Raw genomic sequence first — 15,036 nt, 5'->3', positions numbered from 1 at the left:
CGAACTCGATCCTTCGCTCTCATCGACGTCTCACTTCAAGTGTTTTTGGGTGCTCACGAAGCGTACCATTTCGCCTTTACGAAACAAACACAGACGGAAAGACAACAAAAAACCCGGAGCCGCGCGCTCCGGGTTGCATCTATCGCTGTGCTTTTATGGTTGCTTCAACCGGTCGTGCCGTCTTGGCTATTCGGCTCGGCTTACGCCTCGTCGGCCGCCGGCTCCGGCTCGACCGGATCTGGCTCGACCACCGGCTCAGGCTGCGGGTCACCGCCACCATCCGGCTGGACGTCGCGCCCGGTCGCGCGGCGCTCCGTCGGACGCACGCGCTCGGCGAGCTCGGGGCGGCCGGCGATCGTAAAGAAACCCTGCAGAATGAGCGCGACGCCGCGGTAGACGCGTTCCCATTCCTCGACCGTCTGGTCACGCTCAAGCATAGCGAGTTCGTCTTCACGAGCCTCGGAGCGCATGCGCTCGAGTACGGCTCGCGCGCTGGTCATCGGCCCTTCGAGGGCGTCGGCGAACTTGTCGGCGTCGAAGAGCACGCCCAACGGCCCCCGCCCCACGTTCTGGGCGGTACGAAGGCGCTCGACGGCGTTGTGGCTCGTCTCCACCAGCGCTTTGAAAGTATGCGGCATGCCGCCGTCGATGCCGAAGTCGGCCGTCGCTCGGGAGCCGGCGCTGCCTTCGACCAGGCTTCGTACCTGCAAATAGACATCGCTCAACTCGGCGTGCAACTCGTCGCGCTCCTCGCGCAGACGAGACGTCTCGCCCCGCTCACCGGCGTAACTCACCTCCGACTCGCGCATCTTGGCGGTCACGCCCTCCAATAACTCCTCGAGCGACATCAACAACGCCCGAATCATCTGTTCATCGACATGGGCGAATTGATTTGCCACGTCCGCAGCCGCTGCTGCACCATGCACACGACTCGCCGCGAGCACAGCTCCGGCGGTATCGGTGCGGTTATCTACGAGAACACTTACTTTGGCCATCTCCAACCCCATAGGTGAATGGACATGCAAAGGCGTGGCCCATTCGTGGGCAGCACCCTTGCGTCAGTGCGCGGTCAAATGTCTACAGCGATGGCCCTACTGTACCGACAGGCTCGCGCAGGGCACAAGGCCCATTCTGGGGAGGCCCGTCCACAAAACCCATCAGCGCACACCAGAAAAATCCGGCCCCTGCACCCCGCCAGGCGCCGATCACGCAAAAAAGTACGCAACGATTTTGCGTTTTTGCCGAAAACCGTAATGAGGGGTGGATGTATCGTGGCCACGAATTTCCCCACAAATTTAAAACGGGCGGGTGGGTCGAAGTCAGGTTTAACCCACCAGCTGGTGGCTGAGCCGGAGGGCACAGCCTGCGGCGGAACGGTTTCCCGGTCCGCAAAACAGAGCTTTCGTAGCGAGCGTATCTACGAGGAGAAGTTGGACGGTACTTCTTCGACGCGCTCGGCGGAGGCCGAGCCGGCAGTTTCGTCCTCGTGGCGAAACGCAGTTGTCGGATTTGCCCGGTGCGGGTTTGTTGATGCGTCGAAGTTCAGATGTGGCGTGAAGATGAGCCTGTGCCATGGGAGTGCCGCAGCGGCGTCGTCGTAGCTAGTAGGTCGTGGCGTCGGGGTGGGCATGCGCCCAGCGTGTGACCTATCCGAGGTGGCTTAAAAACGGGACGGGCCTAGCCCGTTAGTCGATCACAATCACAAGCAAACACGCAGCGCCCATGCCGGCAAATTTTGTCGGTAGACGCACCATTATGCCATTTCGCCACGCGTGTGTACTCATTCGACTCCGATTGCCCGTTCCCATCAACTCCTTCCGTCGGAGATCGGCTCCGTACGTTTCTCCAACGCCTCCTTCCGCCGGACATCAGCTCCGTACGTTTCTCCAACGCCTCTTTCCGCCGGACAATCGCTCCGCCGAGTTCGCACTCTCGGATGTGTGTTGGTCATCGACCTCGTACGTTCCTCCAACGCCTCTTTCCGTCGGAGATCAGCCTTGTACGTTTCTCCAACGCCTCCTTCCGCCGGAGATCGGCCTCGTACGTTGCTCCAGCACCTCTTTCGGTCGGGTATCGGTGCCGCTACGTTCGCACTCGCGTATTTTTGCCGAAAAGCGCCTGTGTACGTTTCTCCGGCGCCTCCTTCCGTCGGGCATCGACGCTGGAGGTTCGGGAAAGTCCGTTGCATGCCGGACATCACGCTTGGAGGCTGGAAAATGGTCGACACGAAGCGGACATCAGACTTGGAGGCTGGGAAATGGTCGACGCGAGGCGGACATCAGGCTTGGAGGCCAAGGCAAGGGGGCCAAAAAAGCAAAGCCCCACGCCCACAACAGATGTGGACGCAGGGCTAAACTTTCCGGCGCTTTCCGCGCGCCATCACTCCCACTCGATCGTCGCCGGCGGCTTGCTCGACACGTCGTAGACGACGCGGTTGACCCCTTTGACTCCGTTGATGATCTGGTCGCTCATGCGGCCCAGAAAATCCATCGGTAGGTGCGATCGGTCGGCAGTCATGCCGTCGCGGCTGGTCACCGCGCGCAGGGCGATGACCTGGTCGTAGGTGCGCTGGTCGCCCATGACGCCGACGGTGCGCACGGGCAGCAACACGGCGAAGGCCTGCCACACGTTGTGGTAGTGCCCTTCGCGGCGCAGGCCCTCGATGAAGATATGGTCGGCGGCGCGCACGACTTCGAGGCGCTCGGGGGTGATGTCGCCCAGGATGCGCACGGCCAGGCCCGGGCCCGGGAACGGGTGGCGGTCGACCATGTCGGCCGGAAGGCCCAGCGTGCGGCCGAGCACGCGCACTTCGTCTTTGAACAGCTCGCGAAGCGGCTCGATGAGCTCGAAGTTCAACCGCTCGGGCAAGCCGCCCACGTTGTGGTGGCTCTTGATCGTCGCCGACGGCCCGCGCACGCTGACCGACTCGATGACGTCCGGGTACAGGGTGCCCTGCGCCAGATATTTGACGTTGGGGATCTCCTTGGCGACCTCCTCGAACACGTCGATGAAGACGCGGCCGATGATCTTTCGCTTCTCCTCGGGGTCGTCGACCCCGGCGAGTTCATCGAGGAAGCGGTCTTGGGCGTGGACGACGCGCAGGTCGATGCCGAAGTGGTCCTCGAAGACCGTGCGGACCTTCTCGGTCTCCTTGTGGCGCATCAGGCCGTTGTCGACGTACACGCAGGTGAGCCGGTCGCCGATCGCCTTGTGCAGCATCGCGGCGACGACCGAGGAGTCGACGCCTCCCGACAGCCCGCAGATGACCTGCTCGTCCTCGCCGACCTGCTCGCGGATCTGGGCGATGTGGGTGTCGAGGAAATTCGACATATTCCAGTCATCGGTGCAGCCGCACACGTGGTACGCGAAGTTCTCGAGCAGCGTCTCGCCCTCTTCGGTGTGCGAGACCTCCGGGTGGAATTGCAGCCCGTAGAAGTTGCGCTCGGTGTCGGCCATCGCGGCCAGAAGGCCGTTGTGGGTCGACGCGACGCGCTCGAAGCCCTCGGGCGCCTCGACGACCGAGTCGCCGTGGCTCATCCACACGTCGAGCTCGGTGCCCTTGTCGAACCCGTGGAACAGGCCGACCGGCTCGTCGATCTCGATGGTGGTGCGCCCGTACTCGCCGACCTCGGCGGGCTCGACCTTTCCGCCGTGGGCGTGCGCCAAGAGCTGCATGCCGTAGCAGATGCCCAGCACGGGCACGTCGAGCTCGAGCAAACCGCCCTCGAGCTTCGGCGCGCCTTCGATGCTCACGCTGCTGGGGCCGCCCGACAGCACAATCCCCTTGCCGGGCGCCTCCCCCGCGTCGACGAACTCGCCCACGCGCTCGTCGTTGCAAGGCCACACCTCGCAGTACACGCCCATCTCGCGGACGCGTCGGGCGATGAGCAGCGTGTATTGGCTGCCGTAGTCTAGGATCAAGATACCGTTTTGAAGATCAGACATTTTGTGGCCGTTGGAGCGTTTGGGATTCTCTGTGGCTGTTCTTGGTTCTTGGTTCTTGGTTCTTGCTCCAGCAAAAGAGGTCATCCATTCGACCCAAGAACTAAAAACCAAGAACCAAGAACATCTTCAGCACGCCGACACGCGTCATTTACCCACGCTTATAATTCGGCGCTTCCTGCGTAATGATCACATCATGCACATGACTCTCGCGAAGCCCCGCATTGGTAATGCGCACGAACTGAGCCTTTTCGCCGAGTTCGGCGATAGTGCCGCAGCCGGCGTAGCCCATGCCGCTTCGCAGCCCACCCATCAGTTGGAAGATATTGGCCGACAACGAGCCGCGGTACGGCACGCGCCCTTCGATCCCCTCGGGGACGAGCTTGTCGTTGGTGCCTTCCTGGAAGTAGCGGTCCTTCGAGCCCTTCTTCATGGCGCCGATGGAGCCCATGCCGCGATACATCTTATAAGTGCGGCCCTGGTACAAAATCTGCTCGCCGGGAGCCTCGTCGGTGCCCGCAAACAGGCTGCCGATCATGGCCGTCTGGGCGCCGGCGACGAAGGCTTTGACCACGTCGCCCGAGTACTTGATGCCGCCGTCGGCGATGATGGGAACGCCCGCTTTCTTGGCGACCTCGGAGCACTCCATGATCGCCGAGATCTGCGGCACGCCCACACCGGCGACGATGCGGGTGGTGCAGATGCTGCCCGGCCCGATGCCCACCTTGACGGCGTTGACGCCCGCCTCGATGAGAGCCTCGGTGGCGCCGGCGGTGGCGACGTTGCCCGCGATAATCTGCACGTAGGGGTAGCGCTTGCGGAACTCGGCGACCGACTCGATGACCATCTTGGAGTGGCCGTGGGCGGTGTCGATGACCAGCACGTCGACGCCGGCTTCGACCAGCGCCTCGGCGCGCTCGTCGCGGTCGCCGCCCACGCCGATGGCCGCGGCCACCAAAAGACGCCCGTGCTCGTCTTTGACCGAGCCGGGGTATTTGTCCTTCTTCTGGATGTCTTTGATGGTGATCAGGCCGAGCAGCTTGCCGTCGTCGTCGACGACGAGAAGCTTCTCGATGCGGTTCTGGTGCATCAAGCGCTTCGCCTCGTCGGTCGAGATGCCCTCCTCGGCCGTGATCAGGTCGCGGGTCATCAGCTTGGCGACCGGCTGCTCGGTGTCCTGCGCGAAGCGCACGTCGCGGTTGGTCAGGATGCCCACGGGCCGGTCGCCCTCGACGACCGGAAGGCCGCTGATATTGTGGGCGCGCATCAACTCGAGCGCCTCGCTCAGCGGGTCGTTGGCGTGCACGGTGATCGGGTCGAGGATCAGCCCGCTCTCCGACTTTTTGACCTGCAACACCTCGAGCGCCTGCTGCTCGGGCGTCATATTCTTGTGGACCACGCCGATGCCGCCCTCACGCGCCATCGTGATGGCCGTCTGGGCCTCGGTCACCGAGTCCATCGCCGCGCTCAAAAGCGGGATGCGAAGATCGATGTCGGTGGTCAACTGCGTCGACAGGTCGACCTGACCCGGCAACACATCACTTTCGGCGGGAACAACGAGCACGTCGTCGAACGTCAACGCCTCGCCCGACGGTAGACCGGTCTTCTTGAACTTCGATGCCATGGGGATGTCCTCGGGAGTCACGTACAACTGATGATCCGCGAGGCGATGGCCTGCGCGGGCTCACCTAAAATTTGCGAACCCATAGCAGAATTCCTGCAGGGGTGCCAAGACTCAATCCCGCCACATCTCCACACGCGCCCCGCTCGCTTCGAGCAAATCGCGATACCATTCCGCCGTCTTCTCCGTACGCCCTTCCAACTCGCTCGTCCCCCACACGATGCTCAGCGTACGCTCCGTCCTGTCGTGGGTCTTGGTGCGCTGCGAGTCCTTCACAGGCCCACCGCTCGGGCCTTCTGCATCGAATAAGGTGACCAGGCCGGTCACATCGATGGTATGCCCGGTTGGATTGAAGACGTACTCACATTCTTCCTCGCAAATGGCGATACGAAGCGGCGCGGCGAGCTTGTCGGCGTCGATGACGCTGATCGGCAAGCCCGAGTGCAAGCTGACGGCGTTGAGGATGTCGACGGCGAGGTTGATGCCCTCGTCGGGTGAGATCCAGCCCTTCTGGACGGCTTTGACGAGGAATTCGGCGGCCGGCTTGTCGCGGCCTTTGGGTTTGAAGCCACCGTGGCGAAAGGCGTCGCGCACGGTGGTCTTGACGTGGTCGTCGACCGACAGCGGCGTGTCGGCCTCCAGGTCGAACAGCGACATGACGTCGGGTGGGGTCTCGAGCTCACCCAGGGGTTTTGGCAGGTGAGTTTCCAGGAAGATGAGCTCGAGGGGCTCGTAGCCTTCGACGTCGATGTCGATCATGTCTGTTCTGGCTCCAGGAGTGTGCGCAAGTGCATCGCAAAGCCGGCGATCTCGCGGCCGCCGGGGCGCTGGGCATACTCACCCAGGGCATCGAGGGCAGCGTCGATCTCGACGCGCAGCGCCTCTTTGGTGGCCTCGAGCGCGCCCGACTCCAGCACGAGCGCGCCGGCTGCGTGGATTTCTTCGTCGCTCAGAGTCTTGTCACTGGTCCACAGATCAGTCAACCGATCGCGCACCATCTCGGAGCGCGACATCGCCCATACCAGCGGGAAGGCCGGCGTGCGGGTGCGGATGTCGACGAAGCGATCCTTGCCCTTGTCGGCGCCGGTCAGGTCCTTGAGGTCGTCGGCGATCTGGAACGCCACGCCCAGGTGGTGGCCTGCGCGGTGGAAGCGCTCGGCGACGTCGGGTTTGCCGGCGAGCATCGCAGGGGCCCAGCCGCACCATCCAAAGAGGATGCCGGTCTTGCCGTCGGCGATCGATCGCCAGGTCTCGTCGGTCACGTCGGTCTGGCCGCGCGACTGCACCTCCAGGACGACCCCGCGAGTCATCTGGGCGACGACTTCGAGCGCCTGCTGCATCAGCTTCATGCCGTAGGGCTCGAGCATCTGCAGGCCGGTGCACAGCATCGCGTCGCCGCCGAGGACGGCCACGCAATTGCTCCACTGCGCGTTGACGCTCGGCTGGCCGCGGCGCACCGTGGCCTCGTCGATGACGTCGTCGTGCATGAGGCTGGCGGTGTGGATCAACTCGGCGACCACGGCCACGTCGACCAGCGCCGCGTTCATCTCGTCGGCGCCCACCGCGCGTGCGAAATACAAAAGGAGCCTGGGCCGCGCCCGCTTGGCGGCTTGCGCCAAGGACAAGTGCTGCGAGGCCTCGCTCAAAATTCGGTCGGCGGCGTTGCCAGACGCCTGCGGAGCCAAGGCCGTGCGCAGCCGGTGCTCGACCGACTCGACGAATTTTGCGTCTGGATTAGACAGTTGCCGTAATGCGTTCATAATGTGTTCACGCTGTTCAAAACCCCTTGAACTTTACGTCAGAAATGCTAGACCCGGGTAGTGGACACGTCAAGACATACTTGCACCACAGTGAAGACTTAAACCTTAGCCGACCAGAGAGGACATGATGGTCTCGGAGCTGTTTGACGAATCTGCCTGGAAGCCCGTGAAGGGCTTCGAGTTCGAGGACATCACCTACCACCGCGCGGTGGACCAGGGAACGGTGCGTGTCGCCTTCAACCGTCCGGAGACGCGGAACGCCTTTCGCCCGCAGACGGTCGACGAGCTGTACACGGCGCTCAACCATGCGCGTCAGTGGTCCGACGTGGGCTGCGTGCTCATCACCGGAAACGGCCCGTCGCCCAAAGATGGCGGCTGGGCGTTTTCGTCTGGCGGCGACCAGACGGTACGCGGCAAAGACGGCTACAAGTACGACGGCGAGGACGGCGCGCCCGATCCGGCCAAGCTCGGCCGCCTGCATATCCTCGAGGTCCAGCGGCTGATCCGCTTCATGCCCAAGGTCGTCGTCGCGGTCGTTCCCGGTTGGGCGGTCGGCGGTGGGCACAGCCTGCACGTCGTCTGCGACATGACGATCGCGAGCAAAGAGCACGCCATCTTCAAGCAGACCGATCCGGACGTCGCCAGCTACGACGCCGGCTACGGCTCGGCGCTCTTGGCGCGTCAGGTCGGCCAGAAATTCGCCCGCGAGATCTTTTTCCTGGGCAAGAACTACGACGCCGAGCAGGCGCATCTTATGGGCATGGTCAACGAGGTCGTCCCTCACGCCGAGCTCGAAAAGCGCGCCCTCGAAATCGGCGAGACGATCAACTCGAAGAGCCCCACGGCCATGCGCATGCTCAAGTATGCCTTCAACCTGCCCGACGACGGGCTGGTCGGCCAGCAGCTCTTTGCCGGTGAGGCGACGCGGCTGGGCTACGGCACCGAAGAAGCGAAGGAAGGCCGCGACGCCTTCGTCGAGAAGCGCCCGCAGGACTTCTCGAAGTTCCCATGGCATTACTGATATCCAAGCGTCGGCGAATGTAATGACTCGTCCGCTCTCACAGCTTTCGGCCCCCGGCCAGCTCGCCGCCAAGGTTTTCGAGACCGAGCACACGGACTTGCTCGATCTCTACCGGCGCGCGTCTGGCCGGGCGTCGTCGTTTTATCGGCGAAACTCCCAAGGCACCGAAGTGCTGGGCCTGGGCGTGGCGCTGCAGTTTGTCGCCGACGACGCCGACGACGCCACGATGGCCGAGCTCCACGAGCGCCTGAGCGAGCGGCTCGCCGACGTGTCGGGCGACACCTCGAAGCTTCGCATCTTCGGGTGGACGGCCTTCGACGTCGCCAATTCCCGGCGAGCACACGCCGGCCTCCCCGACTGGAGCGCGTATGCGCGCCGGCAACTCTACGTCCCGCAGGTGCTTCTTCGCTGTCGCGATGGCAAGACCGATGCCGTTGTCCTGGCCGAGCCGGCCGACGTCGACGAGACGTGGGCGGCGTGGCAAGAGACGTTCCGCTCCACCGTCGAAATCCCGTCGCCGAGCGCGACCGAGCCCGAGGTTCGCTGGCTCGACCAGGACGAGTTTCGCCGGGGGGTGGGCCTCGTTACCGACGAGCGCGTCGCTCCGAAGGTCGTCCTCGCCCGGCGCGCGCACATCGAAGCCGCCGCGCCCATCGACACCACGACGGTGCTGCGCAGGCTCACACACGCGTATCCTTCTTGTTCGGTCTTCGCGCTCTCGCCGCACGCCGAGTCGCCCTACCCCGTCTTCGCCGGCGCGACGCCAGAGACGCTCGCGCGTGTGAACGACGGGCACGTCGAGACGATGGCGCTCGCGGGCACGTCGAGAAACGACGCCGGCCAGGCGCCGGACTTGGCAGCCGAGCGTGCGCTGTTGTCGAGCCAGAAAGACCTCGACGAGCACCGCTTCGTGCTCGACATGATCGTCGACGCCCTCGAGCCGTTGTGCTCGTCGGTCGCCGCCGATCCCGAGCCGCGTCCGCACCGACTCGCCAACGTCTCGCATCTTATGACCAAGATTTCGGGCGAGCTTGCAGAAGATGTGGGCTTGGCCGAGGTCGTCGACGCCCTCCATCCGACCCCGGCGGTCTGCGGCACGCCGCGCGATCTGGCCAAGCGGTTGATCGGAGAGATCGAGGGCTTCGATCGCGGACTCTACGCCGGCGCCTTCGGCTCGATGGACCTCGAGGGCAACGGTCAGTTCGACGTCGCCCTTCGCTGCGGCCTCATCGACGGCGCGAGCGCCCTGCTCTTCGCCGGCGCCGGGATCACCGCCGACAGCGACGTCGACGTCGAGCTCACCGAGACCCGCAGCAAATTCGCGCCGCTGCTCGACGCCATTTCGAAGGAGTAACGATGAGCGACGATGCCCACAACTCGGCCGAACGTCTGGCCCCCAACGCGAACACGTTGTGGGCGAAGGCGCTCGTCGACGAGCTCGCGCGCAGCGGGCTTCGGTCGGTGTGCATCTCGCCGGGCTCGCGTTCGACGCCGCTCGTCGTCCAATTCGCCGCGCACCCCGATATCGACGACATCTCGATTGTCGACGAGCGCTCCGGCGGCTTCGTCGCGCTCGGTATCGCCCAGGCGACGCGGCGTCCGGTGGCGCTCGTGTGCACGTCGGGCACCGCCGCAGCGAACTTCTTCCCGGCCGTGTGCGAAGCGTCCAGCGCCGGCATCCCGCTGCTCGTGCTCACGGCAGATCGCCCGCCCGAGCTGCAGGATTGCGGCGCGTCGCAGGCGATGGACCAACTGAAGCTCTACGGCGACCACGTGCGCTGGTTCCACCAGGTCTCGCAGCCGGAGGCGACGCCCAAAAAGCTTCGCTACGTGCGCTCGCTGGCCTGCCGGGCCTACAATCGCGCGCTCTCGCCGCAGGCGGGCCCGGTCCACCTGAATTTTCCGTTCCGAAAGCCGCTCGAGCCCATCGAGGTGCCTGCGGACCATCCCGACAGCGTGCCCACGTCGCTCGCCGATGAGGATCCAGTCGCCGCGTTCGGACGCGACGGCGGGCGTCCCTTCGTCGCCGTGCACACCGCGCGCCCGGCGCCCGATTTGGCGGCCATCGACGCCCTCGACGACGCGTTGGCCCGAGCCGAGCGTCCCCTGATTCTCGCAGGCGCCGACCCGAACGCGGCCGACTACCGCGAGGCCCTTGTCGACTTCGCCGAGCGCACAGGCGCGCCGATTGCGGCCGAGCCGACCTCGGGGCTACGCCACTGGGCCGGACGAAATAGCAACGTCATCAGCACGGCTGATTTTCTGTTCGATAGCGGGTTTTACGAGACCGTCGGCAAGCCCGACCTGGTCATCCGCACGGGACGCTCGCCGCTGTTGTGGTCGGCGCAGTCGCTGGTGCGAGGCCTGGAAGACGCCGAGCAAATCGTGGTGGGACGCGCCGAGAACCTCGCCGATCCCGACCACGTCGTCAGCCTGCACTTGATGTGCGACGAGCGGGCGCTCTTCGAGGAGGCGGGCGGTCACAAGGCCACCTGCGCCTGGCTGACCGCCCATCGCGGCGCCGAAGAGGTCGCCCTCGACACGCTGCGACGAACGCTCGACGCCGAGCCGGCCTTGTCGGCCGCGCGAATGTGGCGCGAGTTGGGCACAATGTTGCCCGAAGGCTCGGCGCTGTTCGTGTCGAATAGCATGCCGATTCGAAACCTCGACACGTTCATGTGCGGCGCGCGCAGCTCGGTCGACGTCTTCTTCAACCGCGGGCTCAACGGCATCGACGGCATCAACTCGACCGGGTTGGGCATCGCCCTCGCCCGCAAGCAACTCGCCCGCAAAGAACAAGCTAACGAGGCCCCGACGGTCATCGTCACGGGCGATGTCGCGCTGCGACACGACGTCAGTGGCTTGTACTTGGCCGCCGAGCTCGCCGCTCAACAGGACGTCGGCGCCACGATCATCGTGGTCGATAATGACGGCGGCGGCATCTTCGACTATCTGCCGATTGCGAAGTTCGGGAGCGTCCACGAGCGACATTTTACGACTCCGCCCGAGCGTGCGCTCGACGGGACGGCGTTGGGCTGCCTCGAGGTGAGCGAGCCGAAGGATTGGAGCGAGTTTCGCGCCGCGGTCGAGCGCTCGATGACGAGCGCCGGCACGCAGCTCGTGCGCGTGCGCACCGACCGAGCCGGCGACAAAGAGTTGCGCGAGACCACCCGACGTGAAGTCGCCGCGAAGATCGACGAGAGCATTCGCGGCATTGTTCAGTGAGGTTGCCATGTCCACCACCCAGACAATCCAACCCTCCTCGCTGAAGGCCTGGCTGCTCGCGTCGCGCCCCAAAACGCTCGCCGCGGCGGTCATCCCCGTACTCGTGGGAACTGCGGTCGCCGTGGCCGAAGGCACGTTCGCCGCACCGGCCGCGCTCGCCGCGCTGGTGGGCGCGAGCCTGATTCAGATCGGCACGAACTTCGCCAACGACTACTTCGACGCCAAAAGCGGCGCGGACAACGAAGATCGTCTCGGACCTACACGCGTGGTCCAGGCGGGGCTCATCGAGCCGTCGGCGGTCAAGACCGCCACGTTCGTGACCTTCGCGGCGGCCGCGCTCGTGGGCGTCTACCTCATCTGGGTGGGCGGCTGGCCGATTCTGGCCATCGGCGTCGCCTCGATCTTGTCGGGGCTGGCGTACACCGGTGGGCCTTACCCATTGGGTTATAACGGGCTGGGCGACGTCTTCGTCTTCATCTTCTTCGGGCTCATCGCGGTCACCGCGACGCATTATGTGCAGGCGCTCGAGTGGTCGACGACCGCGCTCGTCGCCTCGATCCCCATCGGCTTGTTGTCGACGGCGATTCTTATCGTGAACAACTACCGCGACGTCGACACCGACCGCGTCGCCGGAAAACGCACGCTGGCCGTGCGACTGGGACGCCCCGCAACCCGTTGGCACTACGCCTTGACCGTCATCGGCGCCTACGCCGTGCCGGTCATCCAGTGGGCTGCGCTGGGCGCCGACGCTTGGATTTTGCTGCCGCTTTTGACCCTTCCGCTGGGCCTCAAGCGCATCGTCGACATGTGGAAGAAGACGGGCAAAGAGCTCAACCCGGTGCTCGCCGGCACCGCGCAAGTGCTGGCGCTATTCGGCATTCTCTACGCCGTGGGGATTGTTCTATGAACACGCCCTTCCACCTCCAGAAGCTCGAGTATCGCGAGGTTGATCTCGAGCTCACCAAGCCGCTCGTGACGAGTTCGGCGCGCTACGAGACGCGTTCGCTGCTGCTCGTGCGCGCTCAGATTCGCGCCGGCGAGCATTTGGTGGAGGGGTTTGGAGAGGTGTCGCCGCTCCCCGGGTGGTCCGACGAAACGCTCGCAAATTGCATCGAGACGCTCGACGCAGCGCCGACCGACGTCGAATTCGACGCGGTCCGCGCCCTCGACGAAGTCTTGCCGACCGTCGCCGAGTTGCCCTCGCTGCGATTCGGCGTCGAGCTCGCCTTGCTGGATGCGCTCGCGCGTCTTCGCGAGACGCCCATCTGCCGGCTCTTGGCCAGCGAGCGCGGCCGCATGCCGCTGGCGTCGGTGTCGGTTCAAGCCACCATCGGCGCCAAGGGGCCCGACGAGACGGTCGCCGCGGCGCGCGCGGCCGCCGACGAGGGCTTTAACTGCGTCAAGCTCAAGGTCGGCGCGCTTCCCATCGCGACCGATATCGCGCGCATCGCGCGAGTAAGAGAGGCATGTCCGACGCTGATGATTCGCCTCGACGCCAACGGTGCATGGACGCCGCAGCAAGCGCGCGAGGTCCTGGAAGGCCTTTGGAAGCTGAATATCGACATCGTCGAGCAGCCGGTCGCCCCCGAGCACTTCGACACGTTTGTCGACGAGGCCGACGCCTTGACGGCGGCTTGTATCGCTCCCGACGAGAGCTGTGTGCCGGCTGCGCACGCTCACGAGCTCATCGACGCGGGCAAAATCGGCGCGGTCGTGCTCAAGCCGCAAGCCCTCGGCGGGCTCTTGCCGACGAGCACGCTCATCGACGACGCGCTCCGAAAAGGCGTGCGCGTGGTGCTGAGCACGCTGCTCGAGTCGGCCGTCGGCAGAAGCGCGGTCGCACATTTGGCCGCCGCCTACCCCGACGTGCTCGGGCCGCACGGGCTGGCCACCGGCGGCTGGTTTGCGAGCGATCTGGCAGAAGCGCCCGACTCGATCCTCGACGGCAGCCTGCGGCTTCGTCACGGCTCCGGACTCGGGTTCGAGCCCGACTGGAGGTCCGCATGATGACGCCCTGGCTCGCACAACGCGCCGTCGACCGCAAAGACGCCCCGGCCCTGTCGGTCGGCGACCGAACCTACACCTACGCCGAGCTCGCCGCCGAAGTGCAGAGACGCGCCGCGGGCTTGGCCGCGATGGGCATCGAGCGCGGCGCGACGGTCGGACTTCGCGCGCAGAACTCGCTCGACTGGGTCCTGGGCGCCCACGCGGTGTTCTGGCGCGGCGCCACACTCGTCCCGCTGCACCCGCGCGCCACCGACGCCGAGCTCGACTTCCAGCTATCGCAGCTGGACTTCGACTTGCTTCTCGTCGACCCGAACGACGCGGCCCCCGACACGACGGTCCGCACCGTGCCGCTCGACGAGCTTCGCGGCCCCGAAGACACGGTTTGCCGCGCCGCGCGCGTCGCCATGGACGACGTGATGACGGTGCTCTTTACCTCCGGCACGACCGGCAAGCCCAAGGCAGTGCCGCTGACGGTGCAGAATCACCTGTCGAGCGCCTCGGCCTCGGCGCTTCGGCTGGGGCTGTGCGAGAACGACAACTGGCTATGCTGCCTGCCGCTATGTCATACCGGAGGGTTGGCGATTGTGCTGCGGAGCGCCATCTACGGGACATCCTTCGAGCTGCTCGACGGGTTTTCGACCGACGACGTGCTCGCGGTGCTCGCCGAGCGCCCGGTCACGCTGGCGTCGTTCGTGCCGACGATGGTCTACCGGCTGCTCGAAGCCTGCGAGGGTGCGGTCGAGTCGAAGCTTCGCGCCGTGCTCGTCGGCGGCGGGCCCATCGAGGCGCGCCTGCTCGGCGAGGCGCGACGCCGCGGCATCCCGGCGCTTCCGACCTACGGCATGACCGAGGCCAGCTCGCAGCTCGCCACGCTCTCGCCGCACGCCGACGGCCACTTGGATACTGCCGGCACGGCGCTCGAGGGCGTCGAGCTTCGCATCGAGCGCGAAGACGGCACGCTGTGCGATGCCGACGAGGCCGGCGCCATCTGGGCGCGCGGGCCGATGATCATGGACGGCTACTTGAACCGACCCGACGAGAACACGGCGCGCTTTCGCGACGGCTGGTTTCGCACCGGAGATATCGGACGCATCGACCGCAATGGTTTTTTGCGCATCGAGCACCGGCTCACCGACCTCATCGTCACCGGCGGCGAGAACGTCGACCCGGGCGAAGTCGAGGCGGTGCTGCGGGCGGCCTCGGGTGTGCGCGACGTCGCCGTCGTAGGGCTCGACGACCCCGAATGGGGCGAAGTCGTCGCCGCGGCGGTCGTCCCCAGCGAGCCGGTCGACGAGCCGGCCGCCTTTTTCGAAGAACTCGGCGAGCATTGCAAAAGCGAGCTCGCCGGCTTCAAAACGCCGCAACGATGGGTTATCTGCAGCGAATTGCCGCAGACCCACAGCGGCAAGATTCACCGCGAGCAGACCCGCCAGTTGTTGCGGGACGCTCCGGTCGAGTGA

The 15,036-nt window shown here is 65.4% G+C and carries 11 protein-coding genes; 6 read left to right on the top strand and 5 right to left on the bottom strand.

Going from position 1 to position 15,036, the window contains the following annotated elements; all coding sequences use genetic code 11:
• Positions 1 to 200: 200 nt before the first annotated feature.
• The 5 genes from FIV42_RS27780 to FIV42_RS27760 form a co-directional block, all read right to left on the bottom strand.
• The gene (locus tag FIV42_RS27780; RefSeq protein WP_141200852.1) at positions 201 to 995 is read right to left on the bottom strand and encodes a hypothetical protein; all 795 of its coding nucleotides are present in this window, start codon (positions 993 to 995) and stop codon (positions 201 to 203) included.
• Between the two features lie 1,384 nt (positions 996 to 2,379).
• Positions 2,380 to 3,945: a glutamine-hydrolyzing GMP synthase gene (guaA, locus tag FIV42_RS27775; protein WP_141200851.1), complete on the bottom strand. Its 1,566-nt coding sequence runs from the start codon at positions 3,943 to 3,945 to the stop codon at positions 2,380 to 2,382.
• Positions 3,946 to 4,093: 148 nt separating this feature from the next.
• Positions 4,094 to 5,566: an IMP dehydrogenase gene (gene guaB / locus FIV42_RS27770; RefSeq protein ID WP_141200850.1), complete on the bottom strand. Its 1,473-nt coding sequence runs from the start codon at positions 5,564 to 5,566 to the stop codon at positions 4,094 to 4,096.
• Between the two features lie 111 nt (positions 5,567 to 5,677).
• Positions 5,678 to 6,322 carry a phenylalanine--tRNA ligase beta subunit-related protein gene (locus FIV42_RS27765; protein WP_141200849.1) on the bottom strand — a complete coding sequence of 215 codons (645 nt, stop codon included), beginning with the start codon at positions 6,320 to 6,322 and terminating at the stop codon, positions 5,678 to 5,680.
• A complete protein-coding gene (locus FIV42_RS27760) occupies positions 6,319 to 7,323 on the bottom strand; it encodes a polyprenyl synthetase family protein (protein ID WP_141200848.1) in 1,005 nt (334 codons plus the stop codon). Before FIV42_RS27760 ends, FIV42_RS27765 begins: the two co-directional genes overlap by 4 nt.
• A 127-nt stretch (positions 7,324 to 7,450) precedes the next feature.
• Here FIV42_RS27760 and FIV42_RS27755 point away from each other — a divergent pair, with 127 nt between their 5' ends.
• Genes FIV42_RS27755 through menE form a run of 6 tightly spaced genes read left to right on the top strand, consistent with a single transcriptional unit; the run spans position 7,451 to position 15,036 of the window.
• Complete coding sequence (locus FIV42_RS27755; RefSeq protein ID WP_174769527.1) at positions 7,451 to 8,344, top strand: 1,4-dihydroxy-2-naphthoyl-CoA synthase; 894 nt, start codon at positions 7,451 to 7,453, stop codon at positions 8,342 to 8,344.
• Between the two features lie 22 nt (positions 8,345 to 8,366).
• A complete protein-coding gene (locus FIV42_RS27750) occupies positions 8,367 to 9,698 on the top strand; it encodes an isochorismate synthase (RefSeq protein WP_141200846.1) in 1,332 nt (443 codons plus the stop codon).
• A 2-nt stretch (positions 9,699 to 9,700) separates the two neighbouring features.
• Positions 9,701 to 11,569 carry a 2-succinyl-5-enolpyruvyl-6-hydroxy-3-cyclohexene-1-carboxylic-acid synthase gene (gene menD, locus FIV42_RS27745; RefSeq protein WP_141200845.1) on the top strand — a complete coding sequence of 623 codons (1,869 nt, stop codon included), beginning with the start codon at positions 9,701 to 9,703 and terminating at the stop codon, positions 11,567 to 11,569.
• A 7-nt stretch (positions 11,570 to 11,576) separates the two neighbouring features.
• Entirely contained in the window at positions 11,577 to 12,476 is a 900-nt protein-coding gene (locus FIV42_RS27740; protein WP_141200844.1) for a 1,4-dihydroxy-2-naphthoate polyprenyltransferase, read from the top strand.
• Positions 12,473 to 13,576: an o-succinylbenzoate synthase gene (gene menC / locus FIV42_RS27735; RefSeq protein ID WP_141200843.1), complete on the top strand. Its 1,104-nt coding sequence runs from the start codon at positions 12,473 to 12,475 to the stop codon at positions 13,574 to 13,576. The genes FIV42_RS27740 and menC overlap by 4 nt, the downstream gene beginning before the upstream one ends.
• The gene (menE, locus tag FIV42_RS27730) at positions 13,573 to 15,036 is read left to right on the top strand and encodes an o-succinylbenzoate--CoA ligase (RefSeq protein ID WP_141200842.1); all 1,464 of its coding nucleotides are present in this window, start codon (positions 13,573 to 13,575) and stop codon (positions 15,034 to 15,036) included. The genes menC and menE overlap by 4 nt, the downstream gene beginning before the upstream one ends.

Origin of the sequence: Persicimonas caeni (assembly GCF_006517175.1) — a bacterium.
Classification (GTDB): Bacteria; Myxococcota_A; Bradymonadia; order Bradymonadales; family Bradymonadaceae; genus Persicimonas; species Persicimonas caeni.
Note: the sequence above shows the minus strand (reverse complement) of the source record. Positions and strands in the feature narration are given on the sequence as shown.